18 protein-coding genes, 2 tRNA genes and 1 pseudogene are annotated in these 20918 nt (G+C 64.9%); 11 read left to right on the top strand and 10 right to left on the bottom strand.

Going from position 1 to position 20918, the window contains the following annotated elements; genetic code table 11:
- Position 1 precedes the first annotated feature (1 nt).
- Positions 2 to 943, bottom strand: coding sequence for a sigma-70 family RNA polymerase sigma factor (locus ALI144C_RS32715; RefSeq protein ID WP_076991075.1), 942 nt, complete (start codon positions 941 to 943; stop codon positions 2 to 4).
- A 12-nt stretch (positions 944 to 955) separates the two neighbouring features.
- Here ALI144C_RS32715 and dnaG point away from each other — a divergent pair, with 12 nt between their 5' ends.
- Genes dnaG through ALI144C_RS32700 form a run of 3 tightly spaced genes read left to right on the top strand, consistent with a single transcriptional unit; the run spans position 956 to position 4178 of the window.
- The gene (dnaG, locus tag ALI144C_RS32710) at positions 956 to 2860 is read left to right on the top strand and encodes a DNA primase (RefSeq protein ID WP_076991504.1); all 1905 of its coding nucleotides are present in this window, start codon (positions 956 to 958) and stop codon (positions 2858 to 2860) included.
- On the top strand, positions 2857 to 3390 hold the full coding sequence (locus tag ALI144C_RS32705) for a hypothetical protein (protein WP_237774432.1): 534 nt from the start codon (positions 2857 to 2859) through the stop codon (positions 3388 to 3390). The genes dnaG and ALI144C_RS32705 overlap by 4 nt, the downstream gene beginning before the upstream one ends.
- A 32-nt stretch (positions 3391 to 3422) precedes the next feature.
- Entirely contained in the window at positions 3423 to 4178 is a 756-nt protein-coding gene (locus tag ALI144C_RS32700; protein ID WP_076991074.1) for a trans-aconitate 2-methyltransferase, read from the top strand.
- Here ALI144C_RS32700 and ALI144C_RS32695 read toward each other — a convergent pair.
- Positions 4171 to 4362, bottom strand: coding sequence for a hypothetical protein (locus tag ALI144C_RS32695; RefSeq protein ID WP_076991073.1), 192 nt, complete (start codon positions 4360 to 4362; stop codon positions 4171 to 4173). The genes ALI144C_RS32700 and ALI144C_RS32695 overlap by 8 nt on opposite strands.
- Before the next feature lie 135 nt (positions 4363 to 4497).
- On the opposite strand from ALI144C_RS32695, the gene ALI144C_RS32690 reads away from it, so the two are divergent.
- The 4 genes and pseudogenes from ALI144C_RS32690 (at position 4498) to ALI144C_RS32675 (ending at position 7014) form a co-directional block, all read left to right on the top strand.
- A tRNA-Asn gene (locus ALI144C_RS32690) sits at positions 4498 to 4570 on the top strand.
- A 48-nt stretch (positions 4571 to 4618) separates the two neighbouring features.
- Positions 4619 to 4692 (top strand) — tRNA-Ile (locus tag ALI144C_RS32685).
- A gap of 88 nt (positions 4693 to 4780) precedes the next feature.
- Positions 4781 to 5323 (top strand): hypothetical protein, encoded by a 543-nt coding sequence (locus ALI144C_RS32680; RefSeq protein WP_076991072.1) that lies wholly within the window; start codon positions 4781 to 4783, stop codon positions 5321 to 5323.
- A 1126-nt stretch (positions 5324 to 6449) separates the two neighbouring features.
- Positions 6450 to 7014, top strand: a pseudogene (locus ALI144C_RS32675) (NUDIX hydrolase).
- A 201-nt stretch (positions 7015 to 7215) separates the two neighbouring features.
- Here the strand turns inward: ALI144C_RS32675 and ALI144C_RS32670 are convergent.
- The 4 genes from ALI144C_RS32670 to ALI144C_RS32655 are packed head-to-tail and all read right to left on the bottom strand — an operon-like array spanning position 7216 to position 15191.
- Positions 7216 to 10434, bottom strand: coding sequence for a type I restriction endonuclease subunit R (locus ALI144C_RS32670; RefSeq protein WP_076991071.1), 3219 nt, complete (start codon positions 10432 to 10434; stop codon positions 7216 to 7218).
- Positions 10434 to 11621: a restriction endonuclease subunit S gene (locus ALI144C_RS32665; RefSeq protein ID WP_076991070.1), complete on the bottom strand. Its 1188-nt coding sequence runs from the start codon at positions 11619 to 11621 to the stop codon at positions 10434 to 10436. Before ALI144C_RS32665 ends, ALI144C_RS32670 begins: the two co-directional genes overlap by 1 nt.
- Before the next feature lies 1 nt (position 11622).
- Complete coding sequence (locus ALI144C_RS32660) at positions 11623 to 13248, bottom strand: class I SAM-dependent DNA methyltransferase (protein WP_076991069.1); 1626 nt, start codon at positions 13246 to 13248, stop codon at positions 11623 to 11625.
- A 14-nt stretch (positions 13249 to 13262) separates the two neighbouring features.
- Positions 13263 to 15191, bottom strand: coding sequence for a helix-turn-helix transcriptional regulator (locus ALI144C_RS32655; protein WP_237774431.1), 1929 nt, complete (start codon positions 15189 to 15191; stop codon positions 13263 to 13265).
- Between the two features lie 145 nt (positions 15192 to 15336).
- On the opposite strand from ALI144C_RS32655, the gene ALI144C_RS32650 reads away from it, so the two are divergent.
- Together ALI144C_RS32650 and ALI144C_RS32645 are read left to right on the top strand one after the other, a co-directional pair.
- Positions 15337 to 16767 (top strand): Fis family transcriptional regulator, encoded by a 1431-nt coding sequence (locus ALI144C_RS32650; protein WP_076991067.1) that lies wholly within the window; start codon positions 15337 to 15339, stop codon positions 16765 to 16767.
- 125 nt (positions 16768 to 16892) lie between these two features.
- Positions 16893 to 17390 carry a DUF6933 domain-containing protein gene (locus ALI144C_RS32645; RefSeq protein WP_076991066.1) on the top strand — a complete coding sequence of 166 codons (498 nt, stop codon included), beginning with the start codon at positions 16893 to 16895 and terminating at the stop codon, positions 17388 to 17390.
- Between the two features lie 116 nt (positions 17391 to 17506).
- On the opposite strand, the gene ALI144C_RS32640 is transcribed toward ALI144C_RS32645, so the two are convergent.
- From ALI144C_RS32640 to ALI144C_RS32635, 3 genes are read right to left on the bottom strand one after another with little or no spacing between them, the layout of a single operon-like run.
- Positions 17507 to 17725: a hypothetical protein gene (locus ALI144C_RS32640; protein WP_076991065.1), complete on the bottom strand. Its 219-nt coding sequence runs from the start codon at positions 17723 to 17725 to the stop codon at positions 17507 to 17509.
- Positions 17726 to 17758: 33 nt separating this feature from the next.
- The gene (locus ALI144C_RS55830) at positions 17759 to 17917 is read right to left on the bottom strand and encodes a hypothetical protein (RefSeq protein ID WP_168211403.1); all 159 of its coding nucleotides are present in this window, start codon (positions 17915 to 17917) and stop codon (positions 17759 to 17761) included.
- Between the two features lie 27 nt (positions 17918 to 17944).
- On the bottom strand, positions 17945 to 18304 hold the full coding sequence (locus ALI144C_RS32635; protein ID WP_237774430.1) for a cupin domain-containing protein: 360 nt from the start codon (positions 18302 to 18304) through the stop codon (positions 17945 to 17947).
- Between the two features lie 118 nt (positions 18305 to 18422).
- Between ALI144C_RS32635 and ALI144C_RS32630 the strand changes: the two genes are divergently transcribed.
- Positions 18423 to 19202 (top strand): isocitrate lyase/PEP mutase family protein, encoded by a 780-nt coding sequence (locus ALI144C_RS32630; RefSeq protein ID WP_076991063.1) that lies wholly within the window; start codon positions 18423 to 18425, stop codon positions 19200 to 19202.
- Here the strand turns inward: ALI144C_RS32630 and ALI144C_RS32625 are convergent.
- Positions 19199 to 19672, bottom strand: coding sequence for an Lrp/AsnC family transcriptional regulator (locus ALI144C_RS32625; protein WP_076991062.1), 474 nt, complete (start codon positions 19670 to 19672; stop codon positions 19199 to 19201). The genes ALI144C_RS32630 and ALI144C_RS32625 overlap by 4 nt on opposite strands.
- 132 nt (positions 19673 to 19804) lie before the next feature.
- Between ALI144C_RS32625 and ALI144C_RS32620 the strand changes: the two genes are divergently transcribed.
- Positions 19805 to 20917 carry a trans-sulfuration enzyme family protein gene (locus tag ALI144C_RS32620; RefSeq protein ID WP_076991502.1) on the top strand — a complete coding sequence of 371 codons (1113 nt, stop codon included), beginning with the start codon at positions 19805 to 19807 and terminating at the stop codon, positions 20915 to 20917.
- Position 20918: the final 1 nt, after the last annotated feature.

Here is a 20918-nt window from a genome sequence, read left to right as displayed (position 1 = left end):
ATTACAGCGTGACGCGGGTGAGTTTCTCCGGGTTCGCCACGTCGTAGAACCCGGTCAGCTTGCCGTCGCGAACGGCGAACACCGACACCCGGCGGGTCAGGTCGAGGTGGTCGCCGTCGCCGGGACGATCGGGCAACAGCACGCCGAGGTCGCCGTTGACCATCACGGGCTGTCCGACTTCGTCCAGCGCCAGGCCGTAGCGGTTCATCAGGCCGAGCAGGAAGCGGGCGACCTTGTCGGCACCGTGGATGACCTGGCGCGCGGTGCGGGCCTTGCCGTCCGCGTCGCCGATCAGCGCCACATCCGGGTGCAGCAGCGCCACGACGGCCTGCACGTCACCGCTCGACAGCGCGGTCACGAAGCGCCCGAGCAGGTCCTGCTGCTCGTCCATCGACGCCCGGGGCGGGGGATTGGCGTCAGCCAGCGCCTTGCGGCCCCTGCTGGCGTACTGGCGGGCTGTCGCCGTGGTGACGCCGAGGGTTTCGGCGATCTCGTCGAACGGGACGTCGAAGGCGTCGTGCAGCACGAACGCCACCCGCTGCTCCGGCGTCAGCTTGTCGAGCACGATCAGGGCCGCCATCCGGACGCCGTCGTCACGCACGATCGTTTCCAGCGGGTCCTCGCTCGGTGCGCCGCCGACCGGCGTGACCACCGGTTCGGGCAGCCAGGACCCGGTGTAGCGCTCCCGCCGCACGGCGGCGGAGCGCAGCCGGTCGAGGCAGATCCGGCCGACCACGGTGGTCAGCCAGCCCTTGAGCTCCCTGATCCCCGAACGGTCTACTGTGGACAGCCGCAGCCAGGCCTCCTGCACCGCGTCCTCGGCGTCGGCGAGCGTGCTCGTGAGCCGGTAGGCGACCCCGAGCAGGTGCGTCCGGTACTCGGAGAATTCCTCGGCGAGTGTGTCCAGGCTGACCGTCACAACCGCATCGTAGGCGCCCGGCATAACATGGGCCGTGTGGCAGGACGGATCCGGGAGAGCGACATCGCCCTCGTGCGTGAGCGCAACAGGATCGACGATGTGATCGGCGAGTATGTCGCGCTGCGCGTGGTCGGTGGGGGAGCGGCCAAGGGCCTCTGCCCCTTCCACGACGAGAAGACGCCGTCGTTCAACGTGCGGCCGACTCATGGCACGTTCCACTGCTTCGGCTGTGGTGAGGGGGGCGACGTCATCGCCTTCCTGTGCAAGATCGATCACCTGAGCTTCGTCGAGGCTGTCGAGCGGCTCGCCGAACGCGTCGGGATCAAGCTGACCTACGAGGGCGGCGGTGCCAGCGTCCAGCGCGACCGCGGCACCCGTACCAGGCTCATCGACGCACACCGGGCGGCGGCCGAGTTCTACGCCGAGCAGTTGCGCGGCCCGGAGGCCAAACCGGCGCGTGAGTTCCTCGCCGAGCGCGGCTTCGACCAGGCCGCCGCGGCGATGTTCGGCTGCGGCTTCGCGCCGTCGGGCTGGGACACGCTCACGAAGTACCTGCTCGGCCGTGGGTTCGAGTTCGCGGAGCTGGACAAGGCCGGCCTGTCCAAGATGGGCAGGCGCGGCCCGATCGACAGGTTCCACCGCAGGCTGCTGTGGCCGATCAAGGACCTCGGCGGCGAGGTGGTCGGATTCGGCGCCCGCCGGATCTTCGACGACGACCAGATCCAGGCGAAGTACCTCAACACGAGCGACTCGCCGATCTACCACAAGTCCCAGGTGCTGTTCGGCCTGGACATGGCCAAGCGGGAGATCGCCAAGCGGCACCAGGTCGTGGTGGTCGAGGGCTACACCGACGTGATGGCGATGCACCTGTCGGGCATCCCGACAGCGGTCGCGTCCTGCGGAACCGCGTTCGGCACCGAGCACATCTCGGTGCTGCGCCGTCTGCTGATGGACGACAAGTTCTTCCGCGGTGAGGTCATCTACACCTTCGACGGTGACGAAGCGGGCCAGAAAGCCGCCATGAAGGCGTTCGAGGAGGACCAGCGGTTCGCCTCGCAGACGTTCATCGCCGTCGCGCCCGACGGCATGGATCCTTGTGAGCTTCGGCAGGTCAAGGGCGACACGGCGGTGCGCGACCTGGTCGCCCGGCGGCAGCGGCTGATCGAGTTCTGGATCAGGGCCGAGCTGGCCGGGTACGACCTGGATTCGGCCGAGGGACGGGTCCAGGCGCTGCGCCGGACCGTGCCGATGGTCTCCCAGATCAAGGACTTCTCCCTGCGGGACGAGTACGCCAGGCAGCTGGCGGGCTGGATCGGCTGGGATGACATCCAAACGGTCGTGCGCAGGGTCAGGGAGACCGCGAACGGCAAACCGGCGCCCACGGCGCGCAAGACCGGTCCGGTCGACAAGGACCAGGGCGCGCTGGAGATCGAGGTCCAGGGCCCGCAACGCCCCAAACCCAACGATCCCGAGTTGCACCTGCAGCGTGAGTTGCTGAAGGCGGCGCTGCAGGTCCCGCACCTGGCCGGGCCGCACTTCGACAGCCTGCCGGGAGAGGCGTTCACCGAGCCCGCGTACGTGGAGTTGCACAAGGCGCTGCAAGCCGCAGGCGGTGCTTCCTGCGGACTCGCCGGGGCTCAACTGTTCGACGCGGTCACCAAGCACTGCCAGCACCAAGTCGTGCAGTCGCTGGTCAGCGAGCTGTCGGTGGAGGCCATGCGCGCGCATGGCGAGCCCGACCTGCGTTATGTGGACAGCTTGATCGCGGCGTTGAACAAGAGCCTGGTGGCACGGCAGATCGCGGAGATCAAGTCCCGGTTGCAGCGGCTGAACCCGCTGGAAGACGCCGACGAGTACCGGCAGCTGTTCGGCGACCTCGTCGCGATGGAGCAGTACAACATCGCGCTGGGCGAGCAGGCCGCGGGGAGGTACGCGTCGTGAGCCTGCGCAAGTTCGTCACCCGGCTCACCGGACGGCAGGTCCCTGACGACTTCGAGGGCACGCTCGACGAAGGCGAGTACGTGCTCGCCTCGGCCGAGGTGAAATCGGGCGGGCACATGGTGGCCACGTCGCTGGGCCTGTGGCTGCCCGGGTCGCGCAGGGTCGGCTGGCACATGATCAGCAAGGCCACCTGGGGCGGCGGGGCGCTGGTGCTGATCGAGGCGACCGAGGCGTCCCGGGCGGGTGACGCGGTGGTGTTGGCGGACATGCCGCCGGTGCGGTTCGTGTTCGAACAGAGCGGCAAGCTCCCGGACACCATCCACGACCGCGTCACGAAGTCGATCACGTCCCGGCACCGCCAGGAGCTGCCGGGTGGCGGCGCGTGGTTCGTCCAACGCAAAGTGCCTGGTCAGGACGGAATCGTGCTCCAAGTCCGGCCGGACAAGGGCACGGACGCCGACGAGGTGCGGCGGGTGGCCGAGGAGGTCGCCGCGAAATTGAGCTTGATGAGGACCGACCTCCAGCAATAAAGTACGTACGTACGGTTTGCTGGAGGTGGCCCATGTGGGATCCGGACAAGTACCTGACCTTCGCCGATCACCGGGCGCGGCCGTTCTACGAGCTGATCGCCCGAATCCAGGCAGATTCACCCAGAAGAGTGGTCGACCTGGGCTGTGGACCAGGCAATCTGACCACCGTCCTCGGCCAACGCTGGCCAACCGCGGCCATCGAAGCGTTCGACTCCTCGCAGGAGATGGTGGACGCGGCGAGGGAACGCGGCATCAACGCCCATGTGGGCGACGTCGCCACCTGGCAACCGCGACCGGACACTGACGTCGTCGTGACCAACGCGGTCCTGCAGTGGGTGCCGGGACACCCGGACATGCTGCGCCGTTGGGCCAAGGAACTGCCATCGGGAGCATGGATCGCCATGCAGGTCCCCGGCAACTTCGACGGGCCGTCGCACAATCTGATCCGTGAACTAGTCGCCCGTTCGTGGAGCTCCCGGCTCGCGGATGTCAACCTGCGCCCCGTCGACGCGGTCCTCACGCCGACGGGTTACGCGGACCTCTTCGACGGCTGCGAAGTCGACACCTGGGAAACGACCTACACCCAAGTCCTGACCGGCGACGACCCGGTGCTCGAATGGGTCACCGGAACAGCGCTGCGCCCGATCAAGGCAGCCCTCACCGACAACGAATGGGCGCGATTCCGCGCAGAACTGGCGCCGGCCCTGCGCGAGGTCTACCCGCGCAGAGCGGACGGCCGCACCTGGTACCCCTTTCGGAGGGTGTTCGCGGTAGTCCGGGTCAGCTGACCGACTGCCGGTTGTTGCGGCCGAGCTTCTCGCCGATCTTCGCCCGCGCCACCCCGGCAGCACTCTGCACAGCAGGGTGCTCGAGCAGGGTGTGGTACGCCCGCATGATCTGGTCGTACCGCTCCCGCCCGGCCTTGGCGCCAAGCACGTAGCCAACTGCGAGTCCAGCCAGGAACACCTTCATCGGCACTGCCTCCCGTGTGTTGACTGCGTGACATCATCTTCCCTCACCAAGCACCCCCCTGCCGCCCCGCCCTGCGACATGCGCTAGAGTTACCCCCTGTCAGGCCAGGACAATCCCGGGTCAGGCAAAGAGCGATCCTCCATAGCTCAATTGGCAGAGCATTCGACTGTTAATCGAAGGGTTGCTGGTTCGAGTCCAGCTGGAGGAGCAAGCGGCAAAACCCCAGGTGCATTGACCTGGGGTTTTGTACATCCAAGGGCCGGTAGCTCAGTTGGTCAGAGCAGGGGACTCATAATCCCTTGGCCGTGGGTTCGAGCCCCACCCGGCCCACGGCGCTGACCAGCGGGAACAACTTCAAAAGATCAACAAAGTTGATCATTGGGTGCGGCCCAGGGTGCGAGTACCCTCGGGCCTATGAGTGCTGCGCGCCCAGAAGGGCGACGCCGAGGTCGGATCGAGCAGCGCGGCGACACCCTCCGCGTCGTCGTCTACGCGGGCCTGGACCCGGGTCACCAGCCGCCGTACATACCGCCGAGAAACCATCCAGGGCACCGACGCTGCCGCCTACAAGCGCGCTCAGCGCGCTGTGACGCGCATCTCAGCTGAGATCGACAAGCTTCGTGCACCCACGTCGCCGGTCAGCTTCAGCCACGACATTGATGAGTGGCTGCGCAGTGCCGACATCGAGACCAGCACGCGCGACGGCTACATGGGATACATCGAGCGCGTCATTCGGCCAGTACTCGGCGAGACGCCAGTCAATGAGCTGAAGACGAAGGACCTGGAAACCCTCTATTCGGTGCTGCGTCGCTGCCGTACTCGCTGCGACGACCGTCCGTTCATCGTGCACAAGACCGAGACGAGCATTACTGTGCTAAGGCGGGATGTCAACCCCACAAGTGCAAGCCGATGGCTGCGGCCACGGTTCGACAGATTCACTCCATCATCAGCGGCAAATTGAACGCTGCCGTTCGCTGGAAGTGGATCGAGGTGAGCCCTGCCACAATCGCTCAACGTCCAAGCAGAGCCACCAGAACCTAATCCACCGTCGCCTGCTGATGCTGCTCGGCTGGTCGATCGCGCATTCGAGCTGGGCAATGGCTGGGGCGCGCTCGTTTGGCTAGTGATGACCACTGGCATCGGTCGCGCGGAAGTCGCAGGCTTGCGCTGGTCTCGCGTGGGCCTGAACGCTAAGATGGTAGAGATTCGCCGCAGCTACGTCATGAGCAAGGGGATAGGAAAGAGAAGGACACCACCCCGTCAAATTCGGCGGGCCGCGCTGGACTCAGAGACGGTTGCCGTGCTTCGTGAGCAAAGGAATGATATCGCGCAGAGCCGGCTAAGGTCGCCTGCGAAAAGTCGATTTCTTGCCAATGAACTTCGCACTCTGCAAGCTGATCGTATCTATGGTGCACTCTGGTAGATCGAAGTGGACCAACACGGCGCCGTCGAGATTTAGTGTGACGTCTGACCGGTGTCGCTCGTCGCGTTGATGAATATACGCGTCTCCTTGATTGTTCATGATGAGTGCCGGCCGGTTCCCGGTAAACGAGATCTCGTGTCGTTTGCTGTATACGTAGATCGTACGTTCAACTCCTTATTAGAAGGGTTGTGTGATCGAGGGGCAACTGTCGTTAACTTAAACCATTTCTTGATTTCGAGCCCAGGATCTATGACTCTTTCATGAGCGCAAGTAGGCGCACAATGTGTCCATGGAAAACTGGCGGAGATGCTTGTATTTGTGGCCAATGCTTTCGAGGAGGTCGACTCCTGTGATGCGGACGGTAGAGCTGTCGCTGGCTAGATACTGCATAGTTGTCGTGATTCCTGGCTCATCTTGTGTGTTGCTGCTCTCGGGGGCTGAATTCGGTGAGCCGTGAAAATGAACTCCGCCATGAGTAGTATGTGCTTGTACGAACTGCCCATGGGTGTATCCTGAAATTTCGAGGTTGGAGTGTTTGGTGGGCGTTCATACATCACATGCCCACTATGTGTCGTACCGCTCAAGGTGACCACGGAACCGGCCCACAGTATTGCAAAGGGCAGAAGGAAGAACGAGTGGCTCGGATTATCCGTAGGCTGCGGCCGTGACTGAGGCACGTGGTTCATGGAAGACCTATGGAGAGCGGCTCGTCTATGACACCCGTTGGGTTCGGCTGGGCTTGTCGATGTCGAAGCGCCAAATGGGGAGCGCTGGGACTATCACGTAGTCCACTTGGCACGGGTCGCCATCGGAATGGTTGTGACCAACAGAATGAAGTCCTGTTGCTGTGGCGGTACCGCTTCGCGACGGGGCAGTGGGGTTATGAACTGCTCGGTGGCCTGGTCGAAGAGGGTGAAGCTCCGGCGGCAACGGCTGCGCGTGAGATTGAGGAAGAGAGCGGCTGGCGGCCGATCGGTGAGCCGGAACACCTCATCGGCTTTGAGCCGTTGCCGGGGCAAGTGACTGCGAAGACGGACGTGTACGCGTAGCGGGACGCCGAGAAGATAGCCGAGCCGACGGACACGGAGGAAGTCGGCCGCCTGGAGTGGGTGCCGTTGACCCGCATCCCGGAACTGGCTGCGCAGCAACAGCTTCTGGGCGCTAGGGCGTTGGTTCCATTGCTGTACTACGTGACGTCACGCGGTATCGGCGCTGCTGGGCAGGATTAGTCGGCTGAGTCGGCGTCGCTGCCGGTCGCCCGCTTGACCAACACCAGCTGGACGAGAACGTAGATCAAGATCGCCTGTGCCGCACGCCGTCCCACTGCCATCGTCATCTTGGACCGTTCTGCCGCGCTGGTGAGCCTACGGCTGACACGCGAGCCGGCTACTCAGGGCCGCGCTGTTGCCACTATCCGCCACAGCGCGCTCTCAGTCTGAAGGCGCATCTGTTCGGGTTCCGTTGCCGTTTGAGACGTAGCGGGGTGCCATCGCTTCCATTTGCTCGATCACGAGTCTGATGGCTTCAGGCTGCTTGTCCGGCGGGTACTTGTACTTCACTAGTAGCCGTTTGATGGATGATCGGAGCTTGGCGCGCACGTCGTCCCGCACTGTCCAGTCGGTCTTGACGTCGCGCCGCATGACCGCCACTAGTTCCCGTGCGATCTGGGCGAGCACGTCGTCGCCCTGGAACTCAACGGCTGACTCGTTGGTGCTGACCGCGTCGTAGAACGCCAGCTCGTCGTGGGACAAGGGTGGGCTGAAGCGCTGGCCGCGGTTGCCCTCGGCGGCGACTACCTTGGCCAACTCGATGAGTTCGGCGATCACCTCGGCCGAGGTGAGTTGCTGGTTGGTGTACTTGCGCATCAGCTCGGCGATTCGCTCGGAGAACGCCCGCTGGCGTACCAGGTTGTGCCGCGTGGCGTGATCCGACTCTTCAACGAGCAGTGCACGCAGCGCTTCGATCGCGAGATGTGGGTTCGACGCCGACTGGGCCTTGACCTGGAAACCCGGCCCTAGATCGGACAGGGATGGTTTCGGTAGCCCCGCGGCGGCGTAGATGTCGACGATCTCACCGGACGCGGTTGAGGTCGCCACCAGCGCGGAGAGCATCCGTTGGATCTCCTCCGGCACAGGCTTGCCCTCGGCCTGCCGCTGCTGAGCGTCGAACTTGCCCATCCACACCCGGACTTCTTCGTAGAACCTTGCCGTGACTCGGAGGTGCTCGAGGGTCTGGCTGCCTGCGCATAGCGCCCACGCACGGGCCAGTTGGTTGGCCAACTTTCGGAAGCGGTCGCCGAGCGTTTCCTCGCCTTCCGGCACCTGGTTGCCAGGGGTGGTGGGGGAGCGCAGATAGTTGGTGAGCCCGTAGGCGGCCTTGACCCAGCTTTTCGGGCCGCCATCCAGCTTCGCCCGCCACGGGTAGCCGGCGCACAGCTCGTCGAGGGAGGCGATGAGCGTGGTGGTGAGGTCGACGGCTTCGTCGACGTGCTTGCCGACCGGCTTCTTGGCCCTGTCGGTGTCGGTGTACTCGGCGAGCGCCCTGCTGAGACTGTCCGCCAGCGGTGCGTAGGCGACGAGTAGCCCGTCCGGCTTGCCTCGGAAGGTGCGGTTCACCCGCGCCAGGGTCTGCATTAGTAGCGCGCCCTTGAGAGGGCGGTCGAGGTACAACGTGTGCAGCGGTGGCGCGTCGAAGCCGGTGAGCATCATGTCCTTGACGATGACGATCTGGAGTTCGTCGTCCGCGTCACGGAGCCGCTTCTGGATGACCTTGTTCTGTCCGTCACGCCGGACGTGCTTGGCCACTGGCATGACATCCTGAGCTGAGCCGGAGTAGACGACCTTGACCACGCCCTTGTCGACGGCGTCGTTGTGCCAGTCCGGCTTGAGCTTGATGATCTCGTCGTAGAGGTGGGCACAGATCTCTCGGGTCGCGCCGACGATGAACGCCTTGCCGGGGGAGCCGATGAACTTGCGCAGCTGCTCCGAGCGGGTCTCCCAGTGCTGGACGATGTCAGCCGCCAGTGCCTCCAGACGTGCGGGTGCCCCGTACACGACGTTGATCACGGCGACGGATTTCTCGATCTTGTCGCGTTCTACCTCGTCGAGCCCGAGGGTAGCTTCGTCCGCGGCCCGGTCGAGGTCTTCTTCGCTGACATCCTTGATCAGCCCGACTTTGATCAGGCGTGGCTCGAAGTAGACCGGAACGGTGGCACCGTCGTCGACCGCTCGGGTCAGGTCATAGATGTCGATGTAGTCACCGAACACCTCTCGGGTGTTGCGGTCGTCGAAGGAGATCGGTGTCCCGGTGAACGCGATCAGCGCGGCGTTGGGTAGCGCGTCCTTGAGGTGGCGGGCGTAGCCGTCGAGGTCGTCGTAGTGGCTGCGATGGGCCTCGTCGGCGATGACGATGATGTTGCGGCGGTCCGACAGCAGCGGATGATCCAGCCCGGCGTCCTTCTCGGTCTTGCTAAGACCGAACTTCTGGAGCGTGGTGAAATAGATGCCGCCGGTCGCCCGGTTGGCCAGCTCCTCGCGAAGCTGCGCGCGGGTCATCGCTTTGGTCGGGGACTCGCTCAGCAGACGGGACCGGTTAAACGCTTCGTATAGTTGTCCATCGAGTTCTTTGCGGTCGGTTACGACGATGATGGTCGGGTTCTTGAGCTTGGGCTGCGCGGCCACCAGCTGGGCGTACAGCTCCATCTCCATCGACTTGCCCGACCCCTGGGTGTGCCACACGACCCCGGCCTTGCCGTTGCTCTCCACAGCGGCGACCGTCGACCCAACTGCTTTGGTGACCGCGAAGTACTGGTGAGGCTTGGCGATCCGCTTCGCGTACCCCTCGGCCCCACCGTCGAATGCGGTGAAGTTCCGTTGCAACTGGAGGAACCGCTCCGGGTTGAACACGCCCTCAATCAGGAACTCCAACTCGGTGCCGAGGTGCACGTCATCGAGCGGTTCGCCGAGCTTCACCGGCTTGCCGTCCTCATCGACGTTCCAGGGCGAGTAGTGGTTCAGCGGAGTGAACGGCGTGCCGTAGCGGGCGGTGATCCCATCGCTGATCACGGTCACCACGGCGAACCGGAACGCCATCGGGAACTCACGCAGGTAGGTCGCCAACTGGGCATGCGCGGCGTCGAGATCGGCCTTGGCCGCGCCTGCCTGCTTCAGCTCGAAGATCGCGACCGGCATGCCGTTGAGGTAGAGCACCACATCGAGGCGGCGCTCGACCTCCGCCGTGCGGACGGTGACCTGATTGACCGCGAGCAGCTCGTTATCGCCGACTTGGTGACTGACCAGCCGGATCGTTGGGTTCTGTTCCACGCCGTCGGCGTCGATGTAGCTGATCCCGCGGTAGCCGTGAGTACAGATCTGGTGCAGCCGGTAGTTCTCGGCGATCGCGTCCTGTGAGGTCGGCTGAATGATCTCCGCGAGCGCCTGCTCCAGGTATTCCGCCGGCACCTGTGGGTTCAACTCCCGCATCTTGGCCAGCATCCGCCCGGGAAGCACGATGTCATCCCACGACGCCCGACCACTTTCAGCGCCCGGCGCGATGGCGATCCCTGGAAGCGACTGCCACTCCTGCTCGGCGAGCGCCTCCAGCGCTACGCCCTCCCACTCCGCCTCACTGAACCCCGGCTGCCCCACCATCACACAACTCCCTCCACGACCTTCACTGCGTCCTGTACACGGACTTTTCCAGACACCAGCAGGGGCAGCAGCTCATCCCGCACATTCGCCATCTTTCTTGACTCGCTAATCATCTGCGATGCGAGCGCGTGAAGTGGCTCCACTTCCCGCGAGAAGCTATACACAAGCTCCACATCAGGGATCCGAACCCGGAACTGCTTGAACCTGCCTCTGCTGAGTTCGAGGAAAGTTGCACCGTTGGCGTGACTGACAAACTCGGCGACGCGTGCGCGCATCTCATGAAAGAGCCAAAGCTGGTACCTGGGATCTTTGGCATTGACGACGATGAAGCCCTGATTTACTGCGACCGGTGACTGCGCGATGGCGAAAGCGCCAATAGTCGCTCGCGAAGTCATCAGGATTGAACCTCGAGGGTAAAGCGTCGAGGCGCACGAGTCCAGTCCGGCCTGAGTGATCATCCGGCTCGTAGAAGATAGGTAGGGGCCAGCGAGACCGGTCACATCAGTCGGGGTTGCCCACAAAATTTCACCTTTCCAGTACTCCTCAACTGCGGTCCTCGGTGTCCCTCCTCCGCTGACCTCAGCTATTTCACCGAACGTTTTATTGCCAAGGTGCATGCCGTTGACCGCGTGAGCGAACTTCGCATCACACAACTCCACGCATAGGTGCAGAGTCCGACTGTTGGTGGCGATCTTTTCGTCGAGCGCCCCCAGAACCTCCGCGATAGCTTGCTGCTCAGCGAGTGTCGGAATTTCAATTTCCCACTGTGACATCGTAGAAAGCCCGATCCGTGGCACTGTGGCACCGTGGATCGTGTTTGTGGCGATAATTCTCTGGAAAGATGGGCTGAGGTAGAAGTAGAGCAGGAAACGCGGATCAACAACCGAGCGATCCGGCCGCAGGAGGGCCATGCGCCGCCCCAAGCAAGCCGTGACTCCTTCAGGCATCAATGCTGCTTCGCCAAGTCGAGTCTCATAGGAGAACAAAAGGTCTCCGGCACAGGGGGTAACCCGGCGTGTCCAACGCTCAAAGTCTTCTTTTGATACGTGGTCCGACTCTGTCAGGTCGAGTCGCCCAGACTTTAGGCTAGCAATGTTGAGAAAATATGGCCCATCGGACCGTCGAGTGGGCGTGGCGTGCGGTCCGTCGAATAGATCACCCAAGGCTCCAACGGTCGTGCTCTTCATCTTAAGCATCGAGACGCTCCAACTGCGCGCGAACGATCTTTTCCAGGCGAGCGGACTCGTCGAAGGCGCCGAGTAGTTCCTTGGTGAGGCGTTGGATCTTTTCGTCGATGGGTTCACCGTCGTCTTCGACATTGGCGGCACCGACGTAGCGGCCCGGCGTAAGAGCGTAGTCCGCGGCTTTGATGTCGGGCAGGCCTACTGACTTGCAGAACCCGGGGATATCCTCGTAGGTCAGGTTCTTCTGCGCGGCGGAGCGGGTACCGCGCCAGGCGTGGTAGGTGTCGGCGATCTTGGCGATGTCCTCGTTCGACAGGGCGCGTTCAGCGCGGTCGACCATGTAGCCGAGTTCGCGGGCATCGATGAACAGCGCCTCGCCCGACCGGTTAACCGCGCCGTGCTTGCCAGCGCGCTTGTCCTTGGCGAAGAACCAGACACAGACCGGGATGCCGGTGCTGCGGAACAGTTGCGTCGGCAACGCGACCATGCAGGACACGAGGTCAGCCTCGACGATCTGGGCCCGGATGGCGCCTTCGCCGTTGGAATTCGACGACATCGAACCGTTCGCCATGACTACGCCGGCGCTGCCGCCCGGAGCGAGCTTGTACAGGATGTGCTGAATCCAGGCGTAGTTGGCGTTGTTGGCGGGTGGGACGCCGAACTTCCAGCGGGAGTCTTCGGTGTTGCGGGACCAGTGCTTGATGTTGAACGGCGGGTTGGCCATCACGTAGTCCATCTGGACGTCCGCGTGCTGGTCGCGGGCGAAGGTGTCGCCCCACCGCGCCCCGAGGCCCTTGTTGTCGATGCCGTGGATGGCGAGGTTCATCTTCGCCATCCGCCAGGTCTCCTCCAGACTTTCCTGGCCGTAGATGGCGATGTCCTTCGGATCGCCGTTGTGTTCGTAGATGAACTTTTCGGTCTGTACGAACATGCCGCCCGAGCCACAGCACGGGTCGTACACGCGCCCGCGCGCAGGCTCCAGCACTTCGACGATCACTCGGACGACGCTAGGCGGGGTGAAGAACTCGCCGCCGCGCTTGCCCTCCGAACGGGCGAAGTTGCCGAGGAAGTACTCGTAGACCTCGCCCATGAGGTCACGGGCGCGGTGTTCGCCCTGGCGGCTGAACTTCGCGCTGTTGAACAGGTCGACCAGTTCGCCGAGGCGGCGCTGGTCGATGTTGTCCTTGTTGTAGATGCGCGGCAGCGTGCCTTGCAGCGTGGGGTTGGTTTTCATGACGAGGTCCATCGCCTCGTCAATGAGCTGACCGATGGTCTTTGCCGGTCCGTAGAGATCGGCGGGCTTGCCTTTGGCGTTCTCTGCGAGGTAGGTCCACTGGGCATCGGACGGTACGACGAACACCCCGTACCCCTGGTACTCCTCGGGGTCGTCGATCAGGTCGGCGATCTGCTCCTCGTCGTAGTCCTGTGCCGTCAGATCGGCCCGGATGGCGTCGCGGCGTTCGTCGTAGGCGTCCGAGACGTACTTGAGAAACACCAGGCCGAGGATGACGTCCTTGTACTGGTTCGCGGACAGCGAGCCGCGGAGCCGGTCGGCGGCCTTCCAGAGGGTGTCTTTCAGCTCCTTCATTGTCGATGGTGCCGACGGTTCCTTTTTCGTGCGGGGAGGCATGCTGCCTATCCTTCCTACTGCGTTGTCCGCGTGGTGAGAGACACTGCGCCTGCGGCGACTCCGTCGATCATGGCGGTGACGAGATCCCCTGTTGCGGCCAGGTGGCGCCGCAGGGTGGTCTCGTGGTTCACCGCAGCGAGAAGCGCCTCTTCCAGCCGCTCCACCTCGGAGGTATCGAGAATCGGCACGTTCCAGGTCTGCCACTCAGTGGGCTCGTCTGGCAGCCGGTTGATGATCGCCGCCACCGCGTGGGGGCCGATCCCCGCTTGCGAACTGATCCGGAGGATCTTCGACGGGGAGGCCACCACCGATCCGCCGTGGTCGTCGACCGTCGCACTCGGGCGTGGCCGTTCCGCGAACACCACATCCCCCGGATCTGTTCGGACGGCGCGCGGGTACAGCCGCACAGCATCGAACGGGTCGAGGTGCGCGACGCCGTGTGAGTAGGCCGCTGAGAGAACCGCGACGGAGCCAGCGGGATTGTCGTGACTGTGGTCGATTCGGCTGCCGCGGAGCACCCGCACGTGCCCTAGGTCTTTCAATTCGCCCAGTGACCGCCTGCGCAGCAGCATGGAGCCAGTGGCACGTTCGGCCAGTACGTCAAAGGGCCGGATCGGCTGGTTCGTTACCAGGGTGGCCGTGTTGATGACGGCAAGGTGCCGCTCGATCTCCGTCGTCGCGAGCCGCAGTGCTCGCACCCCGCGGGGCACGACGACAGCGCGGGCACTCAGGATCGGCGCGAGGTCGTGCGGGCGGAGATATCGGAAGGCACGACCTCGATCGGCGGTCAACGCGCCGGTCACATCGGAACCGAGGTCGCCGAGGTCTAGTTCGTCTCGGGTGAACGCGGCCAAGTCGGCGACCAGCGGCCGCCGCGTGGACCCTCCGGTCGCGCAGACCCACAGGCCCAGCGCCTGCCGGTGCGCCTCACGCCACATGCCCCGAGGAAGGCGCAGCGCGACGGTGAGGCTCTCCGAGCGGAGGGTCTGCGCTCGGTGCCGCTCCTGCTCGCCCTGTAGTTCGTCACATAGGACGCTGGCCGGCCCGATGACGACCGCGAGTTCACCCTCGCCGAGGTCGAGCACGAGGTTGTCGACCAGATCGAGCACCTCGTTGGCGGGCCTGCCGATGGCCGACAGCACTCGGACGCTAGGGCCTGTTGCGTCGTCCACGGTCTCGATCTCGCGAATCGCCGCCCTGCGTCGGATGTCCCGCAACTCGGGAGTGCCACCGGGAACCACGAGACGGGTGAAGGCGTCGGCAAGCGCGAGCGTCACGCTCGACGCCGGGCCAACGTGTACGAGCGACACGTCTTCGGGGTCGAGGTGGAAGGCGCAGGCTTCGGCGACGGCGTGGATGAGGTCGACCGCATCGGAGGTGAGGTCACGAGTGCCCAACGTCCGCGCGGCCCTTCCTTGGTCCAGCCGGTCGAGTGCCTCGCGTGGGCCGTACGACGCCTCAATCAGGTCATCGGCGAACCGCAGCGTGGAGTCGGCAGGCGCGGAAGCCTCCACCTCGCACAACAGCACCCGGTCGTCGGGATCGACACCGCGCGCCAGGGTGATGCGGTTCTCCGCTGTCGTCTCCGCCAGATCCTCCCCCGTCAACACCGCGAGGCAGAGCCACGTGACGAGTTCATCCAGAGGCACGTCATCGGGCACGCTTAACGCTGGTGCGTCGAGATTCGCCTCGGGGTTGTTACCCCGGCCAGTGCGCTCCAGCCACTCGACGATGTCTTCGCGACGGAAGCGCTCCATCCCGCCCGAGACCTCGACAGGATCGGGGAAGGGCACATGCAGACCGCGGACACGCGGCCGGTTGCGCCACATGCTCACGACTGGACGACGGACACGAGCAAGATCCGCGACGTCCTGCAACGTCAACGTAAGCCCTCCACCTGCCACGACACACCTCTTCGGTCTATCCACCGACTCGTGACACACAGAGTATCGAACACAGCCAATACTGCTGCCTAGAGAAGTGATAACCCCGCTTATCCAAGTTCCCGTATGGCAATAACGTTGGTCTCGCCTCAACCTGTGTGGGCCCGCTGTCGATCATCGGCAGCGCTTCCCGCAGGAGAACGCAATGACCCAGCACGTCACGCACTCAGCCCACTTTGACAACGACGCCACGGCGGTCGTCATCGAGCGACTGACGATCCACGACCGCGAGGTCGCACGAGAGGCCCGACGGTGGGTTTCCGGCGAGCGCGGCCCGCTCGTGGAGAACCTCGATACCCTCGCCAGCGCCGACCTGACGAACTACGTCACTGAGGCCGTACGCATCGGCGCCCACGCACTGAGCGTGACCGGACAGGCCCAGGAGGCCCAAGCGCTCGAGCGGCTGCTGAAGGATGTCGGAGACAAGACCGCCCACTCGACCGCCCAGGCGGCCGAACTTACTGCGCGAGCAGTAAAGGAAGCTTCCGAAGCCGTCATGGCGGCAGCCCGAGACGCCAAAACGGCCATCACGGATGCGGACACCCAGAGTCGCAAGGAGCTCGCCACAACGGTGATGACAGCGAGGCAGGACCTGAACACCGAGTTGCGCCGAATCTTCGCTGGTGAGAGACCTGAACTTGTCGAGCGCCTCCAGCCGGTGCTCGACAAGTTCGGCACCGATCTCGACGCGAAGGTGAGTGCTGGAACAGCCGAACTGCTGGCCAAGGCGGCTCGGCAGTTCGACCCGTCAGACCCGACCTCCCCGATGGCCAAGCACGCTGCCGAACTCACCGCCCAGCAAGAACAGCTCACCCGGCAACTGGCCAAGCAGCACGCCGAGCTGACGAGCAAGATTGAGGAGGTGTCGACGGTACTGCGTGTCCACGAGGCCACGACCGCCCTCGCCAAGGTGACGCCGATCAAGGGCGAGTCCTACGCCGGCTCGGTACACACCGTGCTGGTAGGCATCGCCGCCGGTCTCGGCGACGACTACGCGGACACCAGCGTGACGACCGGACGCCTGCCCCGCTGCAAGAAGGGGGACGGTGTGCTGAGCCTGAACGACGGAGCCGCTCGCGTCGTTATCGAGATGACCGACTCGGCCCGCACGGGCTGGACCGACTACCTCGCCGAAGCTGAGCGCAACCGTGACGCCGTCGCCTCGCTGGGCCTCGTCCGCACCATCGACCAGAACGGAGGACAGACCCTCCGGGTGATCGGTGCCCAGCGGCTCGTGCTGGCCTTCGACCCCGACAACGACAACCCCGACCTCCTGCGCACCGTGCTCATGCTCTTGCGAACGACCGCCATCGCGACGGCAAGCCGCAAAGGCGTCCACCAGGTCGCCACGGCCGAGGAGAAGATCGCCGAGGCACTCAACCAGCTGGTGAAGATCGACTCGGTCAAGAAACTGTCTGCCACGATCCACAGGAACGCGACGAAGATCGACAGCGAGTGCACCGCCCTGAACTCGGCCGTCCGGCGTCTGCTCGACGAGGCGCTTGTCGCACTGGCCGGTGCTCACGCGACTGATCCCGAACTCGTCAGCACGGCTGAGTCCCACGGTGCCGCGTGACTTGGGGTGAAGGGCGACGTTGCCGCGATACCCGGCAACGTCGCCCGTAGCCGTAGCCGTAGCCGTAGCCGTAGCCGTAGCCGTAGCTTGGCCTGTCACAGTGGTGGGTGGGGGAGAATGGACGGGTGCTGATCGTGCGTGCCACCAAGAAGCTGCTGCGCCTGGCAGGTCCGTCAACCGCGCGAGACGACGATCGGGGGACGACGTTGCTGGGACCGTGGTATGCCACTGTCCTGTTTTGGCGGCCGCGGGCCGCCCTGCTGGTCAACGAGGCGACGTTGCTCCCCGTGCTGCTGCCATTGGCACCTGCGGGGACCCTGACCAGCAGGATCGCCGAGCAGATCAGCACCGCACTGACCGTCCACCAGGCTCCCGCCGCATTCGTTGACCAGGAACGGCAGCATATGCAGACCGTTCAGCTCGGTGTTACCGCGAACCGTAGCGTGGTGGGCGTCATGACCGAGTTCACCCGCCTCGCCGAGATCCACCACCACGACGATCCCACTGTGTCCCTCGTCGAACTCATGGTCCGACTGGCCGCGACCCCCTGCAGCCCGCTGTACAGCAGAAACGTCAGGCCGGACCGCGAACTCGCTGCCACGTTGCAAGCGATCAGCATCTGACACCGAGCGCGCCACGAGGCATGTTCATCTGTACGCAGAGCTCAGTAGGTCGACAACACTCACTTGTGCTCGACGGCCTGCGCGCCGATATGGAGCGCTGATGATCAACCGCAGCGTCATCCGTAATGCGCCCACCTGGACTTCCTGGAAGTAGTGCTCCGTGCTGGCAGCAACCCCCGGCTCTTGAAGATGTCTTCGATCATCGTGACGGTGCGACCCTGGAACAGGTCGAGTGTCGTTCCCGCCAACAGGTCGAGTACCTCCGGCGGATGCCTGTCGGTCGTCTCGTAGGTCAGCAGCATCCCGGTTGTCGTTTCGACGACACCGGTGGCCAAGCAGGGAGGGCACTTCGTGGCGCAATCGCTTGGTCATCGAGATGACGTGGTCGGCCAAGCCGCGCTGACGACCATCAGTGCCATCCGGCCGATGGCGTACACCGCCATGTAGCCCTCGCTGCTGTACAACACGGTCTGGTGGCGAGTGTCGAGATCGGCGGCGGCGAGCGCCGAGATGTTCGTGGGATCCAAGTTCGTCGCTGGTCACATGCGACGGCCTCATGTCGAGGGGAATGTGATCTCGGGTTCCTGGTCGATGGTCAGCAGGAAGTAGCCGAGGAACGTGACGCCCTCGCCCTCCGCGTCGAACCGGGCGATGCGTGCGCCTTCGGGCTCGTAGAACGTGTCACCCGGTTTGAGGGTGACCGCGGGTTCACCCTCGATCTGGTAGATCACCGAGCCGGTCTCCACCGCGCCGAAAACGGGTCCATTGTGGACGTGTAAGCCCGCTGCCTCGTTGGGGGCGATGGTGATGCGCCGGATCTCCACCCGCTGTGTCACATGCGGTGTCGGCAGCAGTTGGTTGAGCACTGTCGTGCGGGTGATCGGTGCGGGTGGTTGGCCGTGGGAGGAGTGCATCATCGGAGTGTACATACCAGTAGGTACAGTGATCAGGTCCGAATATGGCCAGACACGCCTGCGGTCGTCCGCGACGCTTGACGGGAACGATCAGTGGACAGTGGGGCGGGCAATAGTGATGTACCAACAGTTTCGGTCGCTGCATGTGCCTGGTGAGCCGCTTGTGCTCGCCAACGCGTGGGACGCTGGCAGTGCTCGGCTGATCGCCGCGGCGGGAGTGGCCGCGGTGGCGACCACGAGTGCGGGCGTGGCGTGGAGCCTCGGCGTTCCGGACGGTGAGAAGCTCGGCCGCGCCGACATGCTCGGGGTCGTCCGGCGCGTCGTGAAGGCTGTGGATCTCCCGGTCACGGCCGACATCGAGAGTGGTTACGCCGAGGACCTGGACGGGGTGGCGCGGTCCGTCACCGAGTTCAAGGACGCGGGCGTGGTGGGCATCAACTTCGAGGACGCCTGGCACGGCGGCCCCGAGACGTTGCGCCCCATCTCCGAGCAGGCAGCGCGGATCGGCGCTGTCCGGAAAGCCGCGGGCGCGGACCTGTTCGTGAACGCGCGCGTCGACACGTACCTGCTGTCCACGGGCGACCTGGCAGACACGATCGCCCGTGCCGCCGCCTATCTCGACGCCGGCGCGGACGGCGTTTTCGTCCCGGGACTCACCGATGTGGGCGTGCTCAAGGGACTTGTCGCCGAGGTCGACGGGCCGGTGAACGTCATGGCCGGTCCTGGGGCACCGAGTGTCGCCGCGTTCGCTGAGGTTGGGGTCGCGCGTGTCAGCCTCGGCGCGAGCCTTGCCGCCGCTGCCTACGGTTTCGCGCGTCGTGCCGCGACCGAGGCAGTCACGGTGGGGACGTACGAGTGGGCGGTCGAGTCTTCGGATTTCGGTCTGTTGCAGCGTTAACGCGGCGGCAGGATCGGGCCGCCGGTCCAGGTTGAGAAGATCAGGTGGGTTTCCACGCGGCCGACCTCGCGGCGGGTGGTGTACTCGTCGAGCACCAGGCGTTGCAGGTCGGCCGTGCTGCTGCACGCGACGTGCACGATGAAGTCGCTGGCTCCGGTCACGTGGTGCAGCGCCACTGTTTCCGGCAGGGACAGCACGTGTTGCACGAACGGGTCGACCACTGGCCGGGCATGCGGCTGGACCTGCACGCTGAGCAGGGCCTGGACGCTGCGGCCGACGGTTTCCGGTGCCACTGTCGCCGCGTAGCCGGTGATCACGCCGAGACGCCGTAGCTTTGCCACTCGGTCGAGGCAGGTCGACGGCGCCACGCCGACCTGGGCGGCCAGGTCCTTGTTGGCGATCCGGCCGTCGGCCTGCAGCGTCCGCAGGATCGCGACGTCGACCGAATCCAGGGTCTCGGTGTCGGGCATGCGCCGAACCGTATCCGGCCGCGGCCCGGGAATCGAGCTGTCCGCCGAATCTGGAGGATCAATCACGCGTCTGCGCCGAACTGGGTGCGGACGCTGCCCTCGGCCGCCGAACGGGCGGGCATGCTGCGTGGCATGGCTCTCGACACCCGCGCGGTTCACGCAGGTCGCGATGATCTCGTCGACCTGGGCGTGCATGCCGTTCCCTTGGACTTCTCCACTACCTACCCGGCACGGGACAGCGCTGCCGAAGCGGCACGCCTGGACGTCTTCACCACCGGTGAGCTGGACGGTGGCCTGCCGATCTACAGCCGCGTCAGCAACCCGACGATCGAACGGTTCGAGACGGCCCTCGCTGAACTCGAGGGTTGTCAGGCGGCTGTCGCGTTCGCGAGCGGTATGGCCGCGTTGTCAGCGTGTCTGCTGGCATCGGTTGTCCAAGGCAAGCCGCACGTGGTGGCGGTACGGCCGCTGTACGGCACGACGGATCACCTGATCGAGTCTGGTTTGCTCGGTACGTTCGTCACGTGGGCTGCCGCCGAGGAGGTGGCGAGTGCGATCCGCCCGGACACCGGGCTGGTCATCGTCGAGTCACCGGCGAACCCGACGTTGACCGAAGTGGACATCGCGGCTGTGGTCGCGGCTGCTGGGCCGGTGCCTGTGTTGGTGGACAACACTTTCGCGACACCGGTCCTGCAACGGCCCGCCGAGCGCGGTGCGCGGATCGTCATGCACAGCGCGACGAAGTTCCTCGGCGGCCACGGCGACGTGATGGGCGGCATCATCGCGTGTGACGAGGAGTACGCGCGTGTCCTGCGTCAGCTCAGGTTTGTCACCGGCGGTGTGCTGCACCCGATGGCGGGATACCTGTTGCTGCGTGGGCTTTCCACGCTTCCCGTCCGGATCCGTGCCGCGTCGGCCACTGCGGCGGAGCTCGCGCGGCGGCTCGCCGAGCACCCCAAGGTCGAGCGGGTGCACTACCCGACGATCGGCGGCGCGCTGGTGTCCATCGAGGTGGCGGGCGACCCGCTCGCCGTGATCAGCGAGGTGCGGGTGGTCACGCCCGCGGTCAGTCTCGGCAGTGTCGACAGCCTCATCCAGCACCCCGGTTCGCTGACGCACCGCATCATGCCCGCTGACACCCGCGCGGACGCGGGCATCAGCGAGCAGTTGCTGCGGCTGTCGATCGGGCTCGAGGACGTCGAGGACCTCTGGCAGGACCTCGACCAGGCGCTGCTGAAGGCGTGAG

It is taken from the genome of Actinosynnema sp. ALI-1.44 (genome assembly GCF_001984155.1).
GTDB lineage: Bacteria > Actinomycetota > Actinomycetes > Mycobacteriales > Pseudonocardiaceae > Kibdelosporangium.
The sequence above is the reverse complement of the archived record's forward strand: the minus strand, read 5'-3'. Positions and strand labels throughout refer to the sequence as shown.

Excerpts from the sequence above, each read along its gene's own strand:
- ALI144C_RS32715 (WP_076991075.1), bottom strand. The coding sequence starts at position 943 with ATGCCGGGCGCCTACGATGCGGTTGTGACGGTCAGCCTGGACACACTC.
- ALI144C_RS32670 (WP_076991071.1), bottom strand. The coding sequence starts at position 10,434 with ATGGTGGGGCAGCCGGGGTTCAGTGAGGCGGAGTGGGAGGGCGTAGCG.
- ALI144C_RS32660 (WP_076991069.1), bottom strand. The coding sequence starts at position 13,248 with ATGCCTCCCCGCACGAAAAAGGAACCGTCGGCACCATCGACAATGAAG.
- ALI144C_RS32650 (WP_076991067.1), top strand. The coding sequence starts at position 15,337 with ATGACCCAGCACGTCACGCACTCAGCCCACTTTGACAACGACGCCACG.
- ALI144C_RS32665 (WP_076991070.1), bottom strand. The coding sequence starts at position 11,621 with ATGAAGAGCACGACCGTTGGAGCCTTGGGTGATCTATTCGACGGACCG.
- ALI144C_RS32630 (WP_076991063.1), top strand. The coding sequence starts at position 18,423 with ATGTACCAACAGTTTCGGTCGCTGCATGTGCCTGGTGAGCCGCTTGTG.
- ALI144C_RS32695 (WP_076991073.1), bottom strand. The coding sequence starts at position 4,362 with ATGAAGGTGTTCCTGGCTGGACTCGCAGTTGGCTACGTGCTTGGCGCC.
- ALI144C_RS32635 (WP_237774430.1), bottom strand. The coding sequence starts at position 18,304 with ATGCACTCCTCCCACGGCCAACCACCCGCACCGATCACCCGCACGACA.
- ALI144C_RS32700 (WP_076991074.1), top strand. The coding sequence starts at position 3,423 with ATGTGGGATCCGGACAAGTACCTGACCTTCGCCGATCACCGGGCGCGG.
- ALI144C_RS32620 (WP_076991502.1), top strand. The coding sequence starts at position 19,805 with ATGGCTCTCGACACCCGCGCGGTTCACGCAGGTCGCGATGATCTCGTC.
- ALI144C_RS32625 (WP_076991062.1), bottom strand. The coding sequence starts at position 19,672 with ATGCCCGACACCGAGACCCTGGATTCGGTCGACGTCGCGATCCTGCGG.